The following is a 23,234-nucleotide window of genomic DNA, read 5'->3' as shown; positions in this document are numbered from 1 at the left end:
GGGGACTGTGAAGGACGGAAGTCTGCCGGACCCGACGGGCGCCCGGCGCTGGGGCGTGACCGACGTCGCGGCCCGGCTCGACACCATGGCCGCACGCCTGCGCGACGACTCCCGACCGACGACCACGGCGATCGTCGAAGCCGCCATCGAGCTGATTCCCGGTGCCCGGTGGGCGACCATCACGGTGCAGGAGGGGCCGGGGTTCAAGTCGCTCGTGGTGAGCGACGAGCTGGCGCAGCGCCTCGACGACCTGCAGTACGACCTGAACATCGGTCCCTGTCTCGACGCCATCCGCGACAAGCGGCCCTACCACATCCCAGACCTTCGGACCGACGACCGGTGGCCCGCCTACTCGGCGGGTGCCGAAGCCCTCGGCGTGCGCAGCATCTTCGCGCAGCCGCTGCACCTCATCGACGCGGCGCACACGATCGCGAGTCTCAACATGTACGCGGACCGCGAGGGCGCTTTCACCGAGTCCTGGGACTCGGATCAGGCCGTGGTCCTGGCCACCTTCGCGTCGATGGGCACCTCGGTGGCCGTCAGCCGGGAGCGGGCCGAGCAGCTGGAGGCCGCGCTGCGCACCAATCGGGAGATCGCGATGGCGATCGGCGTCCTGATGGGGCGCCACATGATCACGCGCGAGACGGCCCTCAACCTGCTGCGGCTGGCCAGCCAGCACCTGAACCTCAAGATGTCGGTGATCGCGGACCGCGTCGTCACCACGGGCGAGCTGCCGTTCCAACCGTCCGCCTGATCGCGCGCGGTCACGCCGCGTGGCGCTGCAGCCACAACTCGAGGACCGTCAGCGCCCAGAGCGCCGAGCCCGCAGCCCCGCCGCGCCGCTGCGGTGCCGCCAGCCAGCGCTCGAGCAGGAACGGCTGCACCAGTGCCCGTTCCTGTGCTGCCCGCGAGCGGAGGGTGTCGCGGGCCAGGTCCAGCAGCGGCCCGTCGAGGCATGCCGCGGCCGGGAGCGCCGGGCAGTGCCGGGGTCGGGCGGCGATCCGGGGCGGGAGAACCTCCCGCGCCAATGTGGAGACGAGCCTGGGGGTCTCGCCGGGCGCCGCCCCGGCCGGGTCCGCGGCCACCAGCTCGACGACGGCGCGGTCCAGGAACGGCACCTCGGCCTGCACGGACCACCCCCGCGTCATGCTGTCGATCCGCACCAGCGGCCCCTCGGCCAGGTCGCGGAGCCGCTCGGGCGATCGCGGCGCCTCCGCCGGCCCGTGCCCGAACCACACCGGTCGCGTCGGGTCCGGGAGGTTTCGCGACGCGAGGTGCAGGGCGACGGCCTCGGGGTCCCCGAGGGGCTCGATCATGTCGTCGACGGCGCCGTGGACCGTCGCGGCGAGCTCCCCCACCGGCACCTGCAGCGCCTGGTGCCTGGTCCCGTAGCGGCGCGCGACGACACCGGCATGGTGCAGCTCGTCCCCGTCCCGGTGGCCGACTCCGTCGAACCCGAGGCTGAGGGTGTGCACCGGCCCGAGGTGGCAGTCGGTGAGCAGCGCGACCAACAGGCTCGAGTACAGGCCGCCCGAGAGCGGCACGTGAACGGGGCCTGTGTCCGGGAGACGACGGCGGATCGCCGCCCGCAGCGCCTCGTGGAGGGCGTCGACCCGGTCCCGGGACGGGGTCGTGTCCGCGACTTGGGGCCGGACGGGCGGCTGCCAGTAGACGCGGTCGCGCGTCTCGCCGTCGGCGTCGATGATCCTGAGGGTGGCCGGCGGCAGCTTCTGGACCCCGGTGAGCACAGTGCCCGGCGACGCGACCCGGCCCGCATGTGCGATGAACTCGCGCACGGCGTCGCGGTCGACCGTGGAGTCCACCACCCGGGACGCGATGAGGGCGGGCATCGTCGACGCGAACCACACGACGCCCCCCGCCTCGGCGACGTAGAGGAGTTTCACCCCCAAGCGGTCGCGAGCGAGGAGGGTGGTGTGGCGGGCGCGGTCGGCCAGGACGAGGGCGAAGTCGCCCTCGAGTCGCTCGACGAACCACTTCCCCCAGCGAGCGTAGGCGGCGATGACGAGCCGGGCGTCGTCGACGGCGTCGCCCCGGATCGTGTCGCCGAGGCCGCGGATGAGTTCCGCCCGGTTGACCAGGTGGCCGTCGATGATCGCCGCGACTCCGGTCGCGCCATCGACGACCGGCTGCAGGCCGTCCGGGGTGTCGGGGAGGTCGCCGTGTCGATGGGCGAGGATGACTCGACTGTCGCCGCACATGCGCCGCGGTCCCCAGTGGTGCCCCTGGAGGGCTTGAACCATGCGGCTGACCGCTTCGACGTCGGGCCGCGCCCGGCTGGTCAGCGCGATCGCTCCGGCAATGCCACTCATCGGACTCACCTCTCGGATGCGGGAGGGGCCGACGGTGGCTCCCCGGGCGACGACGGGAGAGCCCACACGACAAGCGGGTCCTCCACGGAGGGTGAGCCGCTTCTCGACTCGGGTGGCACCATACCTCCGGGAGACCCCCCGGGGGAATAGCTGGGGCGGATTCGTCCCGCGCGGGGGCTCGCCATATGGTGGTGCTCTGGCCCGACGGAGGGGCAGGGCAGGGAGTCATGATGCAGGAGTCCACGACGGCATTGGCGCAGGTCCGCACCGCGCTCTGGCACCTCCGGGCGGGCGGGGTGGGCCAGCTGCGGGAGTTCCTGCGGCGGCGTCGTCGCCCCGGCGCCGGGCGCCCCGACCGCCTGTTCAAGGACTCCGACGGCCGGCTTTCCTTCCAGCCGTGGCAGTACCCGGAGGCGGAGCCGCGCCGCCGGCTCCGGGTGGGCATCATCGCCGATGCGTTCACGCTGGGCTCGTTCCGATACGAGTGGCACCAGGTGCTGCTCTCCCCCGACGCGTGGCGCGAGCAGCTCGACGCCGAGGACCTGGACCTGCTGTTCGTCGAGTCGGCGTGGGCGGGCAACGGGAAGGCGTGGCAGTACCACCTGACGGGGACGTCGGCGCCGCGGCCCGCGGTGGTGGAGTTGGCGGCCGAGGCGCGGCGTCGCGGGATCCCCAGCGTCTTCTGGAACAAGGAGGACCCGACGCACTTCGAGGACTTCCTCGACACCGCGGCACTGTTCGACTGGGTGTTCACCACCGATGCCGAGTGCGTGCCCGCCTATCGGGAGCGTCTGGGCCATGACCGGGTGGGCGTCATCCCCTTCGCCGTCGCGGACCGGGTTTGTAACCCGGTGCGGATGTCGCGGGAGCACCAGCCGCGGGGTATCGCGTTCGCCGGCACGTGGTTCGCCCACAAGTACCCGGAGCGGCGCGAGCAGATGCGGCTGCTCTTCGACGCTGCCCTCAAGGCCGAGACCGAGGACGTCAAGTTCGACATCTTCTCCCGCTTCCTCGACCACGACGAGAAGTACCAGTTCCCGGAGCCGTACGCCTCGCACGTCGTCGGCAGCCTGGACTACGACCAGATGCTGAGCGCCTACCGGTCCTACAAGGTGTTCCTCAACGTCAACACGGTCACGACGTCGCCGACGATGTTCGCCCGAAGGGTCCTGGAGATCACCGCCTGCGGGACACCCGTGGTCTCGACCCCGGCACCGTCGCTGGCCGCGTTCCTGGGCGACGGCGTGGCGCAGGTCTCCACCCCGGCCGAGGTGGAGTCCGCGATCGGCTCGCTGGTCACCGACGAGATGGCGCGCGCCCGGATGGTGCACGTCGGGCAGCGGAACCTGTGGAAGGCCCACACGTACGGCCATCGCGTGGACACGATCCTGGAGTCCGTGGGGATCCCCAACGAGCCCGTCCGGCTGCCGACGGTGTCGGCGCTCGTGGCCACGAACCGCCCTCATCAGATCGACCATGTGCTGGCCAGGGTGGCCGCGCAGCGCGACGTGGACCTTCAGTTGCTCGTGGCCACGCACAACTTCGAGGATCGCGACGTCGCGGCGAAGGCCCGGGCGCTGGGGATCGAGAACGTGACCGTGCTGCCAATGGGCACCGACGACACCCTCGGCGACTGCCTCAACGCGCTCCTCGACCGCGCCGACGGCGAGGTGGTCTCGAAGATGGACGACGACGACTGGTACGGCCCGGACTACCTGGCCGATCTGCTGCGAGCCATGCGCTACTCCGACGCCGAGGTGGTGGGCAAGCACTGCCGGTTCGTGCACCTGGCGGCGCGCGACGTCACCGTCCTGACGCAGGAGGTCAACGAGCACCGGTACACGCACTTCGTGGCGGGCCCGACGCTCACCGCCGCGCGTGACCTGGCTCGGACGCTGCGCTTCGCGCCCCGCACCCGCGGCGAGGATTCGGACTTTCTGGAGCGCGCGCTGGCGGAGGGTGGCCGGATCTACGCGGCGGACCGGTTCAACTTCGTGCAGTGGCGCAGCGGCCGCCCGGAGGATCACACGTGGACGGCCGACGACGAGTCGTTCCTGAAGTCCGACGTGCATCTGCCCGGGCTCCCCCTCGCCACCGTCGAGCTGTGACGGGACCGTGACTTCATATGCGGCCCGGCCGCAGCCTATGCTCAGAGAACATTCGTCTCTGTCACGCTGAACCCAGGAGGATGCATGAAGCGGGTAATGGTCATTTACGGCACTCGCCCGGAAGCGGTGAAGATGGCCCCGCTCATCAAGGCACTCGAAGCGTCGCCGGTGCTCGAGCCATTCGTGGTCAGCACAGGCCAGCACCAGGAAATGATGGATCAGGTCAACCGCTGGTTCGGCATCAAACCTGATCTGGACCTCAAGGTGTTCAAGCACGGCAGCACCTTGAATGAGCTCACAGCGCGCATCGCGAGCCTGCTCGATCCAGTGTTGGAAGAGACGAAACCCGACGCGGTTGTGGTCCAGGGCGACACCACCACAGTGGCCATCGCAGCCATCGCTTGCTTCTATCGGTTGATCCCGGTGGTTCACCTCGAGGCAGGCCTCCGGTCAGGCGACATCCACTCCCCGTTCCCAGAGGAGGCCAACCGCAGGATCGCGGGACAGGTCACGTCACTTCACCTTGCCCCCACGACTACCTCGCGCGACAACCTGCTACGCGAAAACGTTGACCCGGCAAAGATCGTGGTGACGGGGAATACCGTCATTGATGCGCTCAACTGGACGGCAGCCCATGATGTGCAGTTCAGTGACAAGCGGCTGCGCAAGGAGCACGAGGCTGACCGACCGATGATTCTTCTAACAACACATCGACGTGAGAACTGGGGCGAGCCGATGCGCCGTATCGGCGAGGCTGTCGCCACCGTCGCGCAGAACTATCCCGAGTACCTTGTTGTCTTCCCCGCTCACAAGAATCCCTTGGTGCGGGAACAGGTTGAGCCTGCCGTCAAGGATCTCGACAACGTGGTCGTTACAGATCCACTTGAATACTCAGAATTTGTACACGCCCAGAAATGGGCACGCATCATCCTGACCGATTCTGGCGGCGTCCAGGAGGAGGCCCCCAGCCTGGCCAAGCCGGTCTTGGTGCTCCGCGATAACACCGAGCGGCCCGAGGCGGTCGAAGCAGGAACCGTGAAGCTAATTGGCACCGAAGTCTCCAAGATCGTTGAGGCGACTTCGTCCCTCATCGACGATCTGGCGCTCTATGAGTCGATGGCCCGGGCTACCAACCCTTACGGGGACGGACGGGCTGCTGAAAGAAGTGTGGCCGCCATCTGCGAATTGCTAGCGGTAGGCAAGCGACTCTCAGACTTCACTCCCAGCAGCGTCTGATCGAAGGCAGCAAGAAGAGGGGACTGCTGCACGTCTTGGTGACAGGTTGGGTTAGGCGGCCTGGAGGGCCGGTGTGGTCATGATCGTCTCGTATTCGATGGGGGGCAAGCGGCCGAGTCGGGTCTGTCGTCGTCGGCGGTGGTAGGTGCGTTCGATCCAGGTCACGATCTGGATCCGCAGGTCCTGTCGGGTGGCCCAGCGACGGCGGTCCAGGACATTCTTCTGTAGGAGGGCGAAGAAGGACTCCATGGCCGCGTTGTCGGCGCTGGTCCCGACCTGCCCCATGGAGCCGACGAGCCTGTGGTGCCGTAGCGCGGCGAGCTACTTGCGTGCCCGAAACTGCGACCCGCGGTCGGAATTCACGATGCAGCCGGCGACGTCGACGCCTAGCGCTGCGCGGGCGGTGACCGCGTTGTTCAGCGCCTGCACGGCCAGGCGGGACTTCATGCGGGCATCGATGGAGTAGCCGACGATCCGGCCGGACCAGAGGTCCTTGACCGCGCACAGGTAGAGCTTGCCCTCGCCGGTGGGGTGTTCGGTGATGTCGGTCAGCCACACCTGGTTCGGTCCCTTGGCGGTGAAGTCGCGTTCGACGAGGTCGTCGTGGGCCGGGGTCCCGGCTTCTTCCCGTTGGCGCCTCGTTTCTTCCCGAACGCGCTCCACCAGCGATTGGCAGAGGTGATCCGCCAGGCGGTGCGGTCCGCCATCGCCTGACCGGCGTCGCGGGCCTCGTCCGCCAGCAGACGGTGCCCGAACTCCGGGTCGTCACGGTGAGCGTCGAACAATGCGTTGGCCCGATACGCGGCAACGAGCTCTCGCTCGCCGATCGGATGGGTGAGCCAGCGGTAGTAGGGCTGGCGGGCGAGCTTGAGGACCCGGCACGTCACCGCGACGGGAATCCCGTCGGCGGCGAGCTCACGCACGAGCGGGTACATCATTTTCCCGGCAGGTTCGCCTGCGACAGATACGCCGCTGCCCGGCGCAAGACCTCGTTCTCCTGCTCCAGCAGCCGGATCCGTTTCTTCGCTTCGCGCAGCTCGGCGTTCTCCGTCGCCGTGGTGCCGGGCTTGAGCCCCGTCGTCGACGCCAGCGGCGCGCATCCAGTTGCGCAGACATGACTCGGCGATCCCGAAGTCGGCCGCGATCTGCTTGATCGTCTGACCGGCCTCACGTCGGCGAGCGACGTTGACGACATCGTCGCGGAACTCCTGGGGGTAGGGCTTAGGCACGGTACACATCCTTCCAGCGACGCCCCACGGCGTCACAGATCAGATGTCACCAACTCCTGCAGCAGTCCTAAGCCTGTCCAAGACCAACGCTGGGGCGACGCTGCATCACCCGAACGAAATGTCGAACTGGATGCAGGATCCCGCGTGCCGGCCACGATGATGGAACTCCACCGCCCACGTCGGTTCACTCGAGTAGGGCGCGCTAGAAACAAAGCCCCTGGTGAGACTTTGTGATCCCTCCCACCCGTCGGACATTGCTCCTTCATGCCCACGGACAACTACGAGATCGTATTCGCCAATCGCTCGAATGGCTAGCCACCGACCCCCGCCGGTCAGCCGCAACCCATCCGGACCTACCCGCAAGGACAGAGATGGATCAACCAAAAACCGACTGATCCTCTGATCATCTTCCGACGGACGTGAAACGACCGAATCCACCAACGAAATCCGATTCTCTTGGCGATCAATTTCCATCACGCGCCGGAGGGCTGAACGTCCATCATGCACCTTCTCCATGGTCAACAGATCCGAGGAGGGGGTGCGGGTGAGCTCAATATGGCCCAGTATACGTGAGGTGTTTCGTCCGAATGATATAAGCTGGCGAGCGCTGAGACCATCAAACCTCTGCAAGAAGAATCCCGAGTGGCCTCGTTGCGAACGCACCGCCACTGCGCGGGAGTCGTTCTCGTCGTAGCCAATGATTCCCGCGTCGCGGATCAAACTCATCCCACGATGCCAAAGCGTCATAGACATGTCGTCAGCCTGTTTGTGAATGACTCCTCGAAATCCACAGACGGCCGATACATAGGTCTCATCAGTCTTCGTGAAATAACAGCCACTGTCGGCGCTAAAGAGGGTACCGCTTTGAGGCAGGTAGGAACAACCTCCGCCTGAAGAGTCCCCTATCGCTGGGACGTGCCCATTCGGCAGGAGCATGAGCGCCAACGCCTGCTCAGCCCGGTCCGCCATGCGAGTGATCAACTGGCTCGATGCATCCGCCGAATCACGCGACCAAGTCCGAAAAGAAACCACTTGTCGAAGCAATTCAACGTACATCTTCTGGTAGAGCGGCGTGTTCTCACGGGCGATGCCTTGCTCGTCGAAGACTATATCAAGGCATGAAGACAAGAAACGGTCGCTGCGGGCTCTGATGTCCGCGATTCCGGCCACGTCTCGGAAGACGAGACTGGCTTGCTCACACGCGATTGCCAACATCACGCCGTGATTGTTGTCCAGGAACTGAACTGCTTCCTGGATGATCAATGCCAGCCGAGCGACAACGTTGCAGAGAACATCATCGACTTCGCGACGGGACCAGTCAGGCAGCACTGAGGCGACGAGTCGGGAGCGCAATCTCCCAACAACTCTCAGTCCTAGTGACATTTGATGATCCAAGCTGCCCGAGCGCAGTTCATCATAGGATGGAGCTAGCCGGTCGATGTACTGAATGAAAGCTTGGAGGACATTGACAATTACCGACCAACCTTCGGCATTATCGTCGATCTCTAACAGATAGCGCAGCGAGTTCCGCCAGAGGGTGCTGGTCGTCGGGTCCGTGACCGGCGAGACGTTCCAAAACGACTCATAGCTGTCCAATCGACATTCGTGAGTCACACGGTTGGGGAATGTCGCCGTAAACTTTCCATGCGCGATCAGAACCTCCCACCCCGGCGGCGTCTCGTCAGGGAAGCGACCGTCATACTCGCGGAGAAGAGTATCCCACTCATCGGCCAGCAGCGCTGTCATATCTCGTCACAATCTGTTGCATCGCGCCACAGTCTGGCATAGACACTATTCGCATAATGGAACGGCGCGAGCCCCCACCGATGCTGTTCATCCGCCAGCGTGTCAGTGACTATGACCTGACGTACCCCCAACTCGGCAACATGGCGGTAATAGCGCCCATATGAAGCGTTCGCCATATCGGCTGAGAACCCCCAAGAAGCGGGTGTCGGTACGCCCGACACCGTCGAGAGCGCCCAGTCCGGCGCCAGCATGACCGTTTGGTCGATCACGCCGATCCGCCTCAGGCGATGGACAAATTGATCTGCCGCATGCGTCCACATAGAATAATGCTCCTCCGTCCCGAACGCGATCAGTCGGCCTAGCTCGAGCACTCGCCGTAGACTGGGAGATGCAAGCATCTCGACACTACGCGTGACGTACGACCCATCTGCGAACCGCACGCAACCATGCCGTTCATCAATGAGATCCCAGAGAATGAGATCACCATGAGTCACTTCGCTGACAAAATTGTCCAACTGGTGTCCTTCAATGTCAGCCGCTACCTGTCGCCGCTGAAAAGGGCTTTCTAACGGTAGGCGACTGGGGAAATACCTACTGGCGTCGGTCCCGTAGGACAGAAGAGAATGCCGTGCGACATATCTGGAGACACGGGCGCCGCGGGATGTCGAAAGATCTACTGTATCCCGGGATACGCAACTCCCATATATGGAAATGCTAATCGCGGTCGATGCCATTAGGTTCTAATCTCTGACAGCAGTCTTTCGATTTCTTCTTCTGTGCGCTGTGCGTGATATCGATCTTGAATCCATTCACGTCCTTGCATCGCGTGCTGACGTCGAAGCCCCTCGTTCTCCATGTACTCGACGATACGCTCAGCCATGACCCTCTCGTCCGACACGACGAACTCGCTTGGATAACACTCCCGAGCACCCTCCCACGGCAGAATGAGTGCCACGGCGCCTGCGCAGAACGCGTCACCAACTGCAACCTGCATGCCCTCATAATCGCTGCAAGAGACCACTAGCGACACTTCAGTTAGTGCATGCTTAGTGTCCACCCACCCCCTGTACACGACAGCGCCCATCAATTCCGCCTCTTCGATGAACGTGCGACAGCCCTCGAAGTATGCTCTTTCAGCGGGGTCACGCATCAGCCACTCCAGCTCCTCCGGCCGTCGGCCAAAGACGTGCAACTCCGCCTCAGGCACGGACTGGCGCACCTTGGCAAGCACGCGCAGTGCACGGCGGAATCCCTTGAGCCGGGGAACAGCCCCGATCATTCCGATAGTGGAGTGTGAACGCCGCTCGTCATCGACTCGGTAGCTCGGACAGTCAAAGCTATTCGGCAAGAGCCACATCTTCTCATTCGGGATGTCAAAACGGTCCCGGAATGCCGACAGGGTGTGCGGTGCGATGGTCACGACAGCATGGACTCGGTCCCATCGAACACGATCACCATAATCCGCCACCATCTCGGAGCGATGCGCGCGAATGATAAGCCGTTGCTGTGGCGTTAGCTGCTCAGAATACCAGACGGATGCCCCTAGTAGCCATTCGGCCCACACTATGTCGGCCCAGGCTACCATCTCCTTGCTGACGTGCTCATCATGCACATTGTGGCCGCCCCAGAGATCGGTACGCACAATGCAACGCTTTTCAAGGGCCGGGAGCACGGTCGACATGAACTTGAGGTCGTGTCCCGCAACGACTAGTCGCAGTCGAGTCTCGCGAGTAAACGAGGCGTGATCTCCTCTGCGCGCGTGGACCAGTACGTCCGATACACGATCAGCGAACCGCATCGTTGAGATGGCTGACCAGTGCTTGAGGCAGAAATCGGAGAACTGCCGGAAATCGGACTCCGTCAGAGGCTCGGTTCCAAACCAAATGTACTGACGGACGGCGTACTGGATCGAGGCGAGTCCGTGCTCTCGCACGAAGCTGATTCCACGCAGATCGAGGATATTCTCGACATCCTCCCAGGACCTGACGAAGTCCCCGAAATCAGCAGAAGTGATTCGTTGAGTAACAGAGGCTGTACGAGGCTCGTGGGACTTCACATAGATGCGAAGTGGCTGTCTTTCGAAAAGCACAGAGCGGGCAGCGACCAAAGCGCGGGCCGTGAACACGATATCCTCGCCGATGCGCCGGCCGGGATCGAAGCTGATCTGATGCTCTCGTAACAACGCGCGACGAAAGATCGAGCTGCAGGTCAGGCTCTGACGCCTGACTATCGCGCGCAGCTTCTCGGTGTCGGTCTTGAGCGACTCCCATTCCGGGATATCGTCACTCAGACGTTCGCCGCTGTTCCCCTCGCGCACTACAAGCGGACCACGCACTACGTCGGCTCCCGATGCAAGGGCCCGGTTCAACGCGGCAGCCAGGCCTTCTGGGAGAAGAACGTCGTCCGCGTCGTGGAAGTACACGTAAGGCGCGTCCGCGAGCTCAATACCTGCATTTCTCGGAGCTGCGGCGCTTCCCGAGTTTACGGCCAGTTGCGTCAGTTGAGCATAGGGGCGGGAGTCCACCCATTCCTGAAGGTGCTCATATGTCATGTCATTTGAGCGATCGTCAACAATAACGAGCTGAAGCGCTACCAGTTGTGCTATTCGCTCAAGCGAGGACAGCGACTCCCGCATCTTGTCGAAGCAGTTGTAGGTGGGGACGACGATGCTTAACGTGGGTGTGATCATGATTTCCTACACCATGTAGCTGAAAGACTCTGCCGGACGCAACAGGTATGTCCCTAGCTGCGCCGCGGGCACGTACGGGGTGGCGCTGGGGTTCGCCGGTCCGAATCTGAAGCGACTCGAGGCGGAGCCAGCCAACTCTATGACGGACTGTTCATACACGGAGTGCGCCTGGAGCCATTTCACGTCCTCAATCGACGGCACAGGGCGGTTGCGCTTAGTGAGGATAGCACCGGGACGATTCATAACGCTTCTCGTGCGAACTCTCCCGCTCGCGACATCGTCTTCCGCCACGACGACTACATGCGGTCGCTTCTCACGCATCAGGTCCATGATGAGTCCATGGTCAGAGTTGCGCCCTACCACTGTCAGAAGATCTCCGAAGTCAGGGCGCGACGCCCATTGAGAGTACAACGCGTCAAATTCTGCTTGGGTTTCGACTACTCCGGCCAGCTGTGGAGACGCATATCGACTCTCGAACTTCATGCCGAGGGCGCCAAGAATGGTTTCGGCTCGATGCCCGTAGGTGTTATCGAGCGCGATGGCCATAGCCCTCCTCTGGAGATCTCGGCGAGCGTCCTCCGTCAGCGACAGAAAGCGCTCGGGTTCGACATCGGCATATATGACTGAGTCGCCAAAGAAGTTCCGAACACCTTGGGAGGAGTTAGACAGGACCACGGCTCCAGAAGCTGCAAGTTCGAAGATACGCCGTGCGAACATGGTCGGCGATGACGTCACGGTATTTAGAGTTATACCGTACTGAGAGCGCCGGAAGGCCCGAGCAGTCTCTTGATAAGAAATAGCCGGGCGGATGTACTGGCTATACCGTTCGGGGTAGGCATATCGCGCGGACTTATCAGCGAACATTCTATTGTAGATCACGAGTTCGCGCCCTGTGCCGAGCACGAGATCCATGATCTGCTCTGCCACGAGCGATCTCTCGGGGTACATTGCGTACCATGTGCCGGCAAAGTTCACATCGTCCCGCGCGTCCTGGGAGCCCTGCGGATTGAACAACATGGGCTGCACAGCGAAGGGGAGGACATCCGCGTGCCGTGCGCCAGCGTGCTTCAAGTACCCATCCACACACTCCTCAGCGGTAGTGAAGACATAGTCGAACAGGCACGCAGTCCGAACGAAGTCGTTAATCCGATCCGAGAAATGCGTGGGATCTTCCTTATTCCAAAATACCGTCGGAATACCTGCAGCCCTGCAATAGTCAAGAATACTGAGCAGGTCGACCCGATTCTCCTGAGGCCATCTGATCGAGGCGTAGACCTTGGCCTGCCAGGGGTGTTCCTGCGGGGATCCCCCCTGCCAGGCGGATTCGCATAGGAAGAGCGTGGGTTGACTGTCCTCGAACACCGATCGCCAATTCGTCGGCGTCAGCCTTTTAACGTCGAACTCGTATTTGAAACTGTTGAAAGTGAAATCGTCCGCGATCATCGCGACGACGACATCTCGGGTGAACGGGAGTCCTGTCGTTCGATAAGGGGGATCGGTTTGAGTAGGCGTATAGCGACGTCCCGCCGTGTGGTCCTCGCTCCATCGGGCCCGTTCCGAAGCCGCTACCGGCACGTACGACGCGATGTCCCCCCCTGCAGCCTTGGGAGTGGAGGGTGCGGCTCGAGGGGGGGTGAGGCTGGGGGAAGCATCGGATCTGGCGGGCGCCGCTGCATGCACGCTCGGAGCAACCTTGGCTGTTCCGCGGGGTGCAGTCGTCAAACTGTCCCGGTCTGGCTTCAACTCCTTGGCGTAGTAGAGGACCCTCGAGAGCTCCTTGACGATCGTCTTGTGCTGCACACGCTGTTCCCTAAGACTCCGGGCAAGAGTCCTTGAGAGTCTCTGGGTCGCTACCAGTGGGGCCGAGAGGGAGATAGCCGCAACGATCGCGACTGTCGCAGAGCGCGGAATCCCTAATGACGCGTCCAGGGCAATCCAGAAGGTGACGCCGCCTATCAGCAAGGCGAGGACCAATAGCATCACCCGGGCTCTGGGGAGCTTTAGGTGTTTCCCAAAGCGGCGTAGTCGATCGTGCGTCACGCGGGTCCTTCGTGATTTGAGAGCGGTTTGGAACCACTACTGGGCGGGATTCTGGGGCGTCCTTGGCGAGCCAGGGTGAACGCTTCGTCGGCTGCCTGAAAATCTTCCTTGGCGACCAAGTGTGCCCACCATCGGTATGCTCTGGCTACTTCCACGGCAGGTCCATCGATGATGAGCTCACCCATGTGCAGCCAGATGGCGCGGGTGCACATCTCCTCGATGGTCTGCGCAGCGTGCGACACCAGGAAGATAGTGCCCGCCCCAGCGCGGAGTTCATCGATCTTGCGCTTACTGCGGTCCGCGAAGGCGGCGTCGCCCGTCCCGAGCGCCTCATCGATCAGCAGGATGCTCGGCTGCGCCGCCGCCGCAATGGCGAACCGCAGCCGCGCGCCCATGCCGGAGGAGTACGTTTTCATGGGGCGGTGGATGGCATCGCCGATGCCGGCGAGCTTGATCACCCCGGGCATGATCTCGGTGATCTCGTCGGGATGGAAGCCGAGCGCCAACAGGCCGAGCCGAACATTCCTCTCCCCTGTCAGGGCCGGCATCATCGCCGCGCTCACTCCCAGGAGAACCGGCGTGGCCTCAGCAAGCACGCGACCGGTGCGGGGAGGCTCGACTCCGGCGATCACGCGCAGCAGCGTCGACTTGCCAGACCCGTTCGCACCAACCAGGCCGATGTGCTCACCCTCACGCGCGACGAAACTGATGCCCTTCAGGGCGTCGACCCCGGTGTAGGTGGTCAGCCCGATGGCCTGGCCGGCCCTGGCGAGGACACGTTTAGCCGGCGGCAACGCGTCCACGTTGGAGGTCTCGGTCCGGTACCGCACCGACACATCGTCGACCAGCACTGAGATCCGGCCCGGCGCCTCACTCGCGGCCATAGGACACCTCAGCCCGCCAGAAGAACAACGCTCCGACTACGAGCGCACCCAGCGCCCAAAGTGTGACAGTCACCCACTGCCCAATGGGAGGGATGGTCGCGTCGAGTAACAGCGATCGATAGATCGTCAAGAGTTGATACATCGGATTGATGCGCACCAACTGTCCGATCCAGGGAACGCTGTCGAACCGGTCAACGGCAAACATCACGGCGGATCCGTAGAACCAGAGCCGAAGCAGGTACGGGATGAGTTGACGAGCGTCAGGCAAAGCCGTAGCGATGCGCGCGAGCAGGAACCCGATCCCTTGGTTGAAGACAGCGTGGACGAGGAACACCACAGGCAGGAGGACCCACGCTGCGGTCGGGAGCGCATGAGGGGGCACCGCGACAAGAAGCACGATGAGCGTGACGAGCACAGGCAGCATCGCGAAGGTCTCACGCAGCGTCGCCGCTACGGGAAGCACCGCCCGAGGGAAGGTGAACGCCCGGATCAGCCCGCGGTTGTTGTGGATCGACGTGGCCGAGGAGTTGATCGTGCGCGAGGTGTAGGTGAACAGGAACACGCCGATGACGAGGTAACCGAAGAAATTCTCGATGGCGCCGCCGGCCCTGAGGATCAGCCCGAAGATCATGAAGTAGATGAGCCCGTCGAGCGCGGGAGCCAGCACAAGCCAGACATTGCCCAGCAGCATGCCGCGGTGCTGGGTCGTGCTCTGGGACCAGGCCTGCATGCCGATGAAGTGCCGCCGCTCTACCAACTGCGAGAGGTACTCCCGGAACGGTGGACGCCCACTGACCGGTGAAAGGTGGTCGGTCGAGTCGGGGTGGGCACGGCGGGGCACGGCGGGTTCTGCGCCCCTGTGCTTGAGCCGCCTGCCGCCCTGACCGTCCGCGTCAGCCACGCGACACCCCGAGCTGCCGGTAGATCTCTGCGTACGTCACCGCGCCATGCTGCCACGTCCTCAGCGCAGCCGACGAACGGCCCGCCTCCCCCTTCGCGGTGCGGGCGGCGGTATCCTGCGCGAGCACACCGAGCGCGTCGGCCCACGCGGCCACGTCGTCGGCCGGTACCAACGTGCCGGCGTCGCGGCCCACGAGCTCATGCAGCGCCGGGAGGTCGCTCGCCACCACCGGCCTGCCCAGGGCCATGGCCTCAACCGGCTTCATCGGGGTGACCATCCGGCAGACAGGGGTGTCGCGGCGCGGCACCACGAACATGTCCAGCGCCTCGTGCCAGCGGATGGCCTCAGCGGCCGGGACCCTGCCCGGGAAGAGCACCTTGTCCTCGATGCCGAGCTCCCGTGCCAGCGCGATGAGGCCCGGACGAGAGACCCCGTCGCCGACGATGGCGCCACGCAGGTCTATCCCGCGCCGCCGCGCCTCGGCGAGCGCCCGCAGGAACGTGTCGAGGCCCTCGTAGTCGACCAGGGAGGAGACAGTGCCCGCCCACACGCCGTCCGTCGGCAGCCCGAGGTCGGCCCGGGCCTGCGCGGGCGTGTTGGTCCGCGCCAGGAAGGTCGGATCGATGCTGTTGGGGACAACCGAGATCCGGTCCCGAGCCACGCCCCGCGACACCAGGTCCTCGGCCTGCACTTCGGACAGCACGACGACGGCGTCGGCCGCGGCGGCGAGCTCGGCCTCCTTGGCGCGCAGCAGGCGCACGCGCTCGCTGCGTTCGCCGTCGGCACGCCAGGGCTCCGGAAGCGCCGCGATCCACGTCAGCTCCAGCTGCCCTCGCATCTCGTACACCCACGGCAGGTGGTGCCGACGGGCCACGGCCTCGGCCACCAGGGCATTCGTGAAGTCAGTTGTGGTGTGGATGACGCCGGGGCCGAACGCCTCGACCAGCGGATCCAGCGCCGCCACCTGCAGTTCGAGCCTGCGCCGGGCGTCGACGGGGAGGCCAGGGGCCAACAGCCGGTGGTAGGCGATGCCGTCGATCCAGTCGACGGGGGCAGCGTTGAGCGTGCCGATCGTCACCGGGTACCCGATGCGCGTCGCCGCCGCCACCGTGAGTCCCTCGGCGCGCTGCGCCCGCAGCACGGCATGGCTGCGGGCCGTGTAGCCGGAGTGGGTGTGCGGCTTCGAGTTGGTGAGGATGTGGAGGACGCGCGTGGTCTCCACCGCGGCCCCCTGGGGCCGGATGTCCACCTGCAGGCGGAAGCCCGGCTGAAGCAGTGCCAACTCCGAGCGGCGGCGCCTGGCCACCACGCTGTCCGCGTCGCCGAGCGCCGCGACCGCCTGCGTCAGCTCCCCGCGGGTCCACGCCTGGTCCGAGCGCACGCGGGCGTCGTCGCGCAGCCGCGGCGGGATCGCCTCGGCGTCCCCGACGGCCACAGCCAGCCGGGCAGCGAGGCGGTCCAGCGGCGTCGCGCGACTCGGGCGCCGCGACCGCAGAGCGCGAGCCGCCACCTCGGGTCGGTCCGCGAGGTAGGCGCCGAGCGCCCCAGCGAGCCCCGTCTCGGTCCGCGACAGCACCCCCCGCTTCCGCGACCCGAACCGGCGCCCCACGAGAAGGGCGAAGCCCAGCGGATCGTCCACGAGGTTGCGGCCCACCGTCGAGGCCACGAGTCTGGCTTGGTCAACGCGCCCCCCGGGCATCGGCCACCTCCTCCAACACGTCGGCGAACGTCGTCGCCAGCTTGTCCACGCTCAACTCACGCTCCACCCAGGCGCGCCCCGTGGCGGGGACGGCGAGCCGGGACCGGTCCGCGGCGAGGGCGGCCCAGAGATCGGCCAGGGCCTCGACGTCCTCGGGTGCGGCCACGTCGCCCGCTTCGAGCTCGGTGATGAGCTCCGCGGTCTCCCCCGCCACCGAGGCGGTGATGTGGCGGCCGGACAGCATGATCTCGTACAGCTTCGACGGCACCGTCTCCGCCAGCAGCTCCCAATCGCGCAGGCTCACCAGCACGGTGTCCGCCCACTCGTAGTGCGGCAGCACCTGGTGGGTCGGCACGCGCTCGTAGAACTCGACGGGGGCGTCGGTGTCGCGGGCGATGTCGTGCGCCGCCTCCCACTGCGGCCCGGACCCGACGAACCGCAGCCGCACCGGCACCCCACGCTGCTTCGCCACTGCGGCGGCGCGGATGGCGGTGGCCAGCAGCTGGGCGCGGCCCACGTTGCCCAGGTACAGCACGTTCAGCGTCTCGCTTTCAAGCGCCGGCGCCGGCAGCGGGTAGGCCCACGGCTTGGACGACGTATTGCGCACCACATGCACCCGGGACAGCCCGGCCTCCCGCAGCCGACGCGCGAGGCCCTCGGTGGTGACGATCACCGCATCAGCGTCGGCGCGCAGCGCGCGCAGCAGCGGGCCCACCACCACCGTGGACGCCCCCACCATCAGCCGCTTGACGGGATGGCCGGGGAGCCCGCGCCCGTCGTCGTCCCACTCCCGCCAATTGTCCATCAGCTCGGGCCAGGCGTCGCGGAGGTCCAGCACGAAGGGACGCCGCTTGAGGGCCGCGACGGCCCATCCGATCGGGATCGTGACCGCGGTGGGTGCGGAGGCAACGACGACGTCGGTGCGGCGCACGCGCATCGCGCGGCGGAAGGACTGGATGCCCATCACGAAGTCGATCACGGCGCGCGCGGCCACGCCGGAGCTGTGTCTTTGCAGGGGCGGCAGGACGGGATGGATGGTGACCCGGTCCGGCGGCGGGTCGGCCAGCAGTGCGTAGCGAAGGTTTCCGAGCTGGCGGGCGGCGGACATGAGGGCGACGACGTCGACGTCGTGCCCGGCCTCCGCCAGCTTCGTCGTCAGCCACGACCACCGCGAGGAGAACGTGGAGCGCCTCGGCGGGAAGTACTGGGCGACGACGAGAATGCGCAAGACTCCCGTGCCCCCTAGGTGGTTGGTCGATTACCGATGCCGCGCTCCGGCCAACCGCCAGCCTAACCGAGGATGGGCGCTGGGCTAATCTTTGCGCTGGTGCGTCCAACAACAAATCGGGGGTTTCTCATGTCCACAGACCGCGTGGTCGCCGTCATCGGCCTCGGCTACATCGGTCTGCCCACGGCCGCGATCCTCGCCGCGAACGGGTACGACGTGGTGGGAGTCGACGTCAATCCGAAGCACGTCGACGCGGTCAACCGCGGCGAGGTGCCGTTCGTGGAACCCGCGCTGGGCGGCTTCGTCGCCGACGCCGTCGCCGCCGGACACCTGCGCGCCCAGGCCGAGACGCCCGCCGCCGACGTCTACATCGTCGCCGTCCCCACCCCCTTCGCCGAGGGCTACCGGGTCGACACGCGCTACATCGACGCAGCCACCGACTCGCTGCTGCCGCACCTGACCGGCCGCGAGCTCGTCATCCTCGAGTCCACCTCCCCGCCCGGCACCACCGAGCACATGGCCGCCCGGATCGCCGCCGCCCGGCCGGAGCTCACCGGGGTCGAGTACGCGCACGCCCCCGAGCGCGTACTGCCCGGCCGCGTCATGGAGGAACTTGTCACCAATGACCGGATCATCGGCGGCCTCACCCCCGCCGCCGCGGAGCGCGCCCGCGAGCTGTATGCCTCGTTCTGCAAGGCCGAGCTGCACCTCACCGACGCCCGCACCGCGGAGATGGCCAAGCTCACCGAGAACTCGTTCCGCGACGTCAACATCGCGTTCGCCAACGAGCTCTCGCTGATCTGCGACCAGATCGGCATCGACGTCTGGGAGCTGATCGAACTCGCCAACAAGCACCCCCGCGTCAACATCCTGCAGCCCGGCCCCGGCGTCGGCGGGCACTGCATCGCCGTCGACCCGTGGTTCATCGTCTCTTCCGCGCCCGAGACGTCGAAGCTCATCCACACCGCGCGCCTCGTCAACGACGGCAAGCCGGAGTGGGTCCTCGACAAGGTGCGCGCCGCCGCCGAGGGGCTCGAGCAGCCCGTGATCGCGGCGCTGGGCCTGGCGTTCAAGCCGGACATCGACGACCTGCGCGAGTCGCCGGCCCTCGACATCGCCGCCGCCCTGCCGGGCGCTGTCCCGGGGGCGACGGTGCTGGCCGTCGAACCCAACGTGACCGAGCTGCCCGCCAAGCTCGCCGGCGGCCCGGTGCAGTTGGTGGGTCTCGACGAGGCGCTGGAGCGCGCCGACGTCGTCGTCCTGCTGGTGGACCACCGGGAGTTCAAGGAGCTCGACCGGGAGCGGCTGTCCGGCAAGCGGGTCATCGACACGCGGGGGACCTGGCGCTGACCTCCACGCCGCCCGCGCCCCACGCCGATCCGGCCGGCGACCTCGCCCCGCGGCTGGCGGGGTGGTTCTCGACGGCGGCACGCGACCTGCCCTGGCGCGCGCCAGGCACCACCCCCTGGGGGGTGCTGGTCAGCGAAGTGATGTGTCAGCAGACGCCCGCCGCTCGGGTGGCGCCCCTGTGGGAGGCGTGGATGTCGCGGTGGGACACACCGGCCGCGCTCGCGGAGGCGCCGACCTCCGACGTGCTGCGCGCCTGGGGCCGGCTCGGCTATCCGCGGCGCGCGCTGCGGCTGCAGGAGACGGCCCGCGCCGTCGTCGACCTGCACGCCGGCGAGGTGCCGGAGGACGAGGCGGCGCTCCTGGCGCTGCCCGGGGTCGGGCGGTACACGGCGGCGGCAGTGCTGGCGTTCGCGTTCGGACGGCGCTCGCTCGTGCTCGACACGAACATCCGGCGGGTCCTGGCGCGGCTCGACGGGGGCGTCGAGTTCCCGGGGGCGCACGAGACCGCCGCCGAGCGACGGCGTGCGTGGGAGTTCGTGCCGCCCGCGGACGCGGACGCTGCTCTGTGGTCAGTGTCGGTGATGGAGCTGGGCGCGCTGGTATGCACGGCGCGGTCGCCGCGCTGCGGGGAGTGCCCGGTCGCGGGATCGTGCGCGTGGCTGGCCGCCGGCCGCCCCGCCTGGGACGGGCCCGAGCGGCGGGCGCAGTCGTGGGAGGGTACGGACCGGCAGTGTCGCGGCCGGATCATGGCCGCGCTGCGCGGGCATGGGGAGGTGCGGCTGTCGGATGTCGCGTGGCCCGACCGCGACCAGTTGGCGGCGTGTGCGGCGTCGCTGGTTGCGGACGGGCTGGCGGTCGGGGTCGCGAAGGGGCTGACCCTGCCGTAGGCGGTGCGCTCGGTGACCCCCCAAGACTGCGGGCAGGTCGCGTTACGACCCTTCGAGACTGGCCACGCCGCTTCGCGGGCGGCCATCCTCAGGGAACGGAGAACGAACAGCCACGCCGCTGTCTCCCCGCTGGCTGAGGTGCCGCGAAGCGGCCTCGAAGCCTCAGAAACGCGGGAAAGTCGCGTTACGACCCTTCGAGACGGGCCACGCCGCTTCGCGGGCGGCCATCCTCAGGGATCGGGGAATGACTGGCCACGCCGCTGGTTACCCGCTGGCTGAGGTGCCGCGAAGCGGCCTCGAAGCCTCAGAAACGCGAGAACGTCGCGTTACGACCCTTCGAGACTGGCCACGCCGCTGCGCGGGCGGCCATCCTCAGGGAACGAGACAAGACTGGCCACGCCGCACCCCTATTGCGGGAGAGCACCAGCAACTTTTCTCGCTGTGGAGCCGACTGCGTGCATATGCACGCAAGAAGCCGCACAGCGAGAAAGTTGCAGATCATCACCGCGCGCAGTCGACACATTCCGGGCCCCGAGGCAGCTGCGCGGTGATTCAACGGGCCGGATCAGCGGACGGTGAGGGTCCAAGCCTTGACCGGAGCCGAGCCGTCGAGCAGCCGAGCCGACACCTGCCCGTCGTCATCCGCCGCGACCTCGAACCGCGACACCGACCCGTCCGGCCGCGGGATCTCCACCACCCGCGACATCCCGGGCTCGAACCCGTACGCGGTCAGCTCGACGCCTTCGGCCCAGTCGTAGTCCGGCCGGTCCGCGACCGCACCCCACGGGATGACCGCCCCCGGGCGGGCCAGCAGCGGGAGCGAGTCGAAGCCGTGCGCCTCCGTCCGCCACCCCGGCCCCTCGACGACGCCGCCGTCGAGGACGTTCGTCCACCGCCCGGCTGGCACGTAGTAGGTGACGCGGCCGTCGTCGGAGAAGATCGGCGACACCAGCAGCTGGTCGCCCAGCATGTACTGCAGGTCCACCATCGCGGCCCCCGGATCCTCCGGGAACTCCAGGAACAGGGGCCGCATCACCGGCAGCCCTTCCAGGTGCGCGACCTCCCCCAGCTGCCCGAGGTACGGCATCAGCCGCATCTTCAGCCGGATGAACTGGCGCGCCACGTCGACCGCCTCGTCGTCGAACGCCCACGGCACGCGATACGAGCTGGACCCGTGGAGCCGGCTGTGCGAGCTGAGCAGCCCGAACGCCAGCCACCGCTTGAACACGCCCGGGTCAGGGGTGCCCTCGAAGCCGCCGATGTCGTGGCTCCAGAAGCCGAAGCCCGACGCCGCGAGGCTCAGCCCGCCGCGCAGCGACTCCGACATCGCCGAGAACGTCGACTCGCAGTCCCCTCCCCAGTGCACGGGGAACTGCTGCCCGCCCGCGGTGGCCGACCGGGCGAACACGACGGCGTCGCCCTCGCCCCGCTCCTCCACCAGCAGGTCGAAGACGGCCTTGTTGTAGAGGTGCGCGTAGTAGTTGTGCATGCGCTGCGGGTCCGAGCCGTCGTGCCAGACGACGTCGGTGGGGATCCGCTCCCCGAAGTCGGTCTTGAGCGCGTCGACGCCCTGGCGCAGCAGGCCGCGCAGCTTCTCGACGAACCAGGCGGTGGCGTCGGGGTTGGTGAAGTCGACCAGCGCCATCCCGGCCTGCCACATGTCCCACTGCCACACCGACCCGTCGGGCCGCTTGACCAGGTAGCCGAGGTCCTTGCCCTCGGCGTACAGCACCGAACGCCGCGCGATGTAGGGGTTGATCCACGCCGACACCTTCAGCCCACGCTCGTGCAGCCGCGCCAGCATGCCCTCGGGGTCTGGGAACGTCGCGGGGTCCCAGATGAGGTCGGTCCAGTGGAAGGCGCGCATCCAGAAGCAGTCGAAGTGGAACACCGACATCGGCAGGTCGCGCTCGGCCATGCCGTCGATGAACGAGTTGACGGTGTCCTCGTCGTAGTCGGTGGTGAAGCTCGTCGACAGCCAGAGGCCGTAGCTCCACGCGGGCACCCGGGCCGGGCGGCCGGTGAGGGCCGTGTACCGGCGCAGCACGTCGGCCGGGGTGGGGCCGTCGATGACGAGGTAACGCAGGCGGTGCCCGGGCACGGAGAACTGCGCCCTCGACGCGAACTCGGACGCCAGCTCATACGAGACGTGGTCCGGGGTGTCGACGAAGACGCCGTAGCCGCGGTCGCTGAGGTAGAACGGCACGTTCTTGTACGCCTGTTCGCTGGAGGTGCCGCCGTCGGCGTTCCAGATCTCGACGCTCTGCCCGTTCTTGACCAGCGGCCCGAACCGCTCCCCCAGCCCGAACAGGTGCTCGCCGGGCGAGATGGCGAGCTGCTCGCGGACGAAGGACCCGTCGGGGGTGGTGAGGGCCGACGGCGCCCGCCCCGTCGACGAGGTCAGGTGGCCGCTCGCGCCGTCGAAGCTGAGGTCCCACGGCACGTCGCGGCCGAGGGTCGCGGTCAGGGTGCCGCTCGTCAGCGACACCGACCCCTCGGCCTCCGTGACCGTAACCTCCGGGGCCGCTCCCGCGAGCGCGAACCGCGGGCCGACCTCGGGCTGGTCCCAGTGCTCGATCGTGACCCCGATGACACCGTCGGCGGGGGAATCGATGCTGATGGTCAGCTGGGGGCAGTTGAGGGTGTCGCCGCGATGCTCGATCACGCGCGTCGGGGTGTGGGCGACCAGGCGGCGCCCCTCCTCCACCACGATCTCGGCGATGCTGCGGGGGCTCAGCGCCGTGACGCCGGGCCGCAGCTGCCAGTAGCCGTCGGTGAACTTCATCGTGGGTCCTTCCGGGTTGGTCGAAACGCTTGCGCGGCCGTACTCTGATGCCGTCCGATGCTGGACGGCGCCGGCCCGCGGGGCTGCATGGGAGGTCCCCCGCCGCTCCGGGACGAGGGGTG

The 23,234-nt window shown here is 66.7% G+C and carries 15 protein-coding genes and 1 pseudogene; 5 read left to right on the top strand and 11 right to left on the bottom strand.

Annotation, left to right across the window (positions count from 1 at the left end):
• Positions 1-7: 7 nt before the first annotated feature.
• A complete protein-coding gene (locus BCR15_RS09210) occupies positions 8-754 on the top strand; it encodes a GAF and ANTAR domain-containing protein (protein ID WP_068751901.1) in 747 nt (248 codons plus the stop codon).
• 10 nt (positions 755-764) lie between these two features.
• Here the strand turns inward: BCR15_RS09210 and BCR15_RS09205 are convergent, their stop codons facing one another.
• Positions 765-2,330: an asparagine synthetase B family protein gene (locus BCR15_RS09205; RefSeq protein WP_068751900.1), complete on the bottom strand. Its 1,566-nt coding sequence runs from the start codon at positions 2,328-2,330 to the stop codon at positions 765-767.
• A gap of 227 nt (positions 2,331-2,557) precedes the next feature.
• Here BCR15_RS09205 and BCR15_RS09200 point away from each other — a divergent pair, with 227 nt between their 5' ends.
• Entirely contained in the window at positions 2,558-4,438 is a 1,881-nt protein-coding gene (locus BCR15_RS09200; protein ID WP_078920459.1) for a glycosyltransferase family protein, read from the top strand.
• A gap of 84 nt (positions 4,439-4,522) precedes the next feature.
• Positions 4,523-5,674, top strand: a complete 1,152-nt coding sequence (gene wecB / locus BCR15_RS09195; RefSeq protein ID WP_068751899.1) for a non-hydrolyzing UDP-N-acetylglucosamine 2-epimerase — start codon at positions 4,523-4,525, stop codon at positions 5,672-5,674.
• Positions 5,675-5,725: 51 nt separating this feature from the next.
• Here wecB and BCR15_RS14650 read toward each other — a convergent pair.
• The 9 genes and pseudogenes from BCR15_RS14650 to BCR15_RS09160 form a co-directional block, all read right to left on the bottom strand.
• Positions 5,726-6,903 (bottom strand): annotated as a pseudogene (locus BCR15_RS14650) (IS3 family transposase).
• Positions 6,904-7,008: 105 nt separating this feature from the next.
• Positions 7,009-8,649 (bottom strand): heparinase II/III domain-containing protein, encoded by a 1,641-nt coding sequence (locus BCR15_RS14370; RefSeq protein ID WP_078919959.1) that lies wholly within the window; start codon positions 8,647-8,649, stop codon positions 7,009-7,011.
• Positions 8,646-9,383 carry a DUF6270 domain-containing protein gene (locus BCR15_RS14645; protein ID WP_228383363.1) on the bottom strand — a complete coding sequence of 246 codons (738 nt, stop codon included), beginning with the start codon at positions 9,381-9,383 and terminating at the stop codon, positions 8,646-8,648. The genes BCR15_RS14370 and BCR15_RS14645 overlap by 4 nt, the downstream gene beginning before the upstream one ends.
• Positions 9,383-11,338, bottom strand: a complete 1,956-nt coding sequence (locus BCR15_RS09185) for a glycosyltransferase (protein ID WP_068751898.1) — start codon at positions 11,336-11,338, stop codon at positions 9,383-9,385. Before BCR15_RS09185 ends, BCR15_RS14645 begins: the two co-directional genes overlap by 1 nt.
• A 6-nt stretch (positions 11,339-11,344) precedes the next feature.
• Positions 11,345-13,318: a CgeB family protein gene (locus tag BCR15_RS09180; RefSeq protein WP_083196595.1), complete on the bottom strand. Its 1,974-nt coding sequence runs from the start codon at positions 13,316-13,318 to the stop codon at positions 11,345-11,347.
• A 56-nt stretch (positions 13,319-13,374) separates the two neighbouring features.
• Complete coding sequence (locus BCR15_RS09175) at positions 13,375-14,262, bottom strand: ABC transporter ATP-binding protein (protein ID WP_068751896.1); 888 nt, start codon at positions 14,260-14,262, stop codon at positions 13,375-13,377.
• On the bottom strand, positions 14,249-15,163 hold the full coding sequence (locus BCR15_RS09170) for an ABC transporter permease (RefSeq protein ID WP_078919957.1): 915 nt from the start codon (positions 15,161-15,163) through the stop codon (positions 14,249-14,251). The genes BCR15_RS09175 and BCR15_RS09170 overlap by 14 nt, the downstream gene beginning before the upstream one ends.
• Complete coding sequence (locus BCR15_RS09165) at positions 15,156-16,817, bottom strand: glycosyltransferase (RefSeq protein ID WP_176715218.1); 1,662 nt, start codon at positions 16,815-16,817, stop codon at positions 15,156-15,158. The genes BCR15_RS09170 and BCR15_RS09165 overlap by 8 nt, the downstream gene beginning before the upstream one ends.
• A gap of 25 nt (positions 16,818-16,842) precedes the next feature.
• Positions 16,843-18,090, bottom strand: coding sequence for a glycosyltransferase family 4 protein (locus tag BCR15_RS09160; protein WP_068751894.1), 1,248 nt, complete (start codon positions 18,088-18,090; stop codon positions 16,843-16,845).
• Positions 18,091-18,219: 129 nt separating this feature from the next.
• Here BCR15_RS09160 and wecC point away from each other — a divergent pair, with 129 nt between their 5' ends.
• Positions 18,220-19,440 (top strand): UDP-N-acetyl-D-mannosamine dehydrogenase, encoded by a 1,221-nt coding sequence (wecC, locus tag BCR15_RS09155; protein WP_068751893.1) that lies wholly within the window; start codon positions 18,220-18,222, stop codon positions 19,438-19,440.
• Positions 19,431-20,327: an iron-sulfur binding domain-containing protein gene (locus BCR15_RS09150; protein WP_408647397.1), complete on the top strand. Its 897-nt coding sequence runs from the start codon at positions 19,431-19,433 to the stop codon at positions 20,325-20,327. Before wecC ends, BCR15_RS09150 begins: the two co-directional genes overlap by 10 nt.
• A gap of 565 nt (positions 20,328-20,892) precedes the next feature.
• Here BCR15_RS09150 and yicI read toward each other — a convergent pair.
• Positions 20,893-23,112 carry an alpha-xylosidase gene (yicI, locus tag BCR15_RS09145; protein WP_068751892.1) on the bottom strand — a complete coding sequence of 740 codons (2,220 nt, stop codon included), beginning with the start codon at positions 23,110-23,112 and terminating at the stop codon, positions 20,893-20,895.
• Positions 23,113-23,234 lie beyond the last annotated feature (122 nt).

This window comes from Tessaracoccus lapidicaptus (assembly GCF_001693815.1).
GTDB classification, from domain to species: domain Bacteria; phylum Actinomycetota; class Actinomycetes; order Propionibacteriales; family Propionibacteriaceae; genus Arachnia; species Arachnia lapidicapta.
This window is presented reverse-complemented; position numbering and strand designations above follow the sequence as displayed.

Excerpts from the sequence above, each read along its gene's own strand:
- BCR15_RS09205 (WP_068751900.1), bottom strand. The coding sequence starts at position 2,330 with ATGAGTGGCATTGCCGGAGCGATCGCGCTGACCAGCCGGGCGCGGCCC.
- BCR15_RS09200 (WP_078920459.1), top strand. The coding sequence starts at position 2,558 with ATGATGCAGGAGTCCACGACGGCATTGGCGCAGGTCCGCACCGCGCTC.
- wecB (WP_068751899.1), top strand. The coding sequence starts at position 4,523 with ATGAAGCGGGTAATGGTCATTTACGGCACTCGCCCGGAAGCGGTGAAG.
- BCR15_RS14370 (WP_078919959.1), bottom strand. The coding sequence starts at position 8,649 with ATGACAGCGCTGCTGGCCGATGAGTGGGATACTCTTCTCCGCGAGTAT.
- BCR15_RS14645 (WP_228383363.1), bottom strand. The coding sequence starts at position 9,383 with ATGGCATCGACCGCGATTAGCATTTCCATATATGGGAGTTGCGTATCC.
- BCR15_RS09185 (WP_068751898.1), bottom strand. The coding sequence starts at position 11,338 with ATGATCACACCCACGTTAAGCATCGTCGTCCCCACCTACAACTGCTTC.
- BCR15_RS09180 (WP_083196595.1), bottom strand. The coding sequence starts at position 13,318 with ATGCTATTGGTCCTCGCCTTGCTGATAGGCGGCGTCACCTTCTGGATT.
- BCR15_RS09175 (WP_068751896.1), bottom strand. The coding sequence starts at position 14,262 with ATGGCCGCGAGTGAGGCGCCGGGCCGGATCTCAGTGCTGGTCGACGAT.
- wecC (WP_068751893.1), top strand. The coding sequence starts at position 18,220 with ATGTCCACAGACCGCGTGGTCGCCGTCATCGGCCTCGGCTACATCGGT.
- yicI (WP_068751892.1), bottom strand. The coding sequence starts at position 23,112 with ATGAAGTTCACCGACGGCTACTGGCAGCTGCGGCCCGGCGTCACGGCG.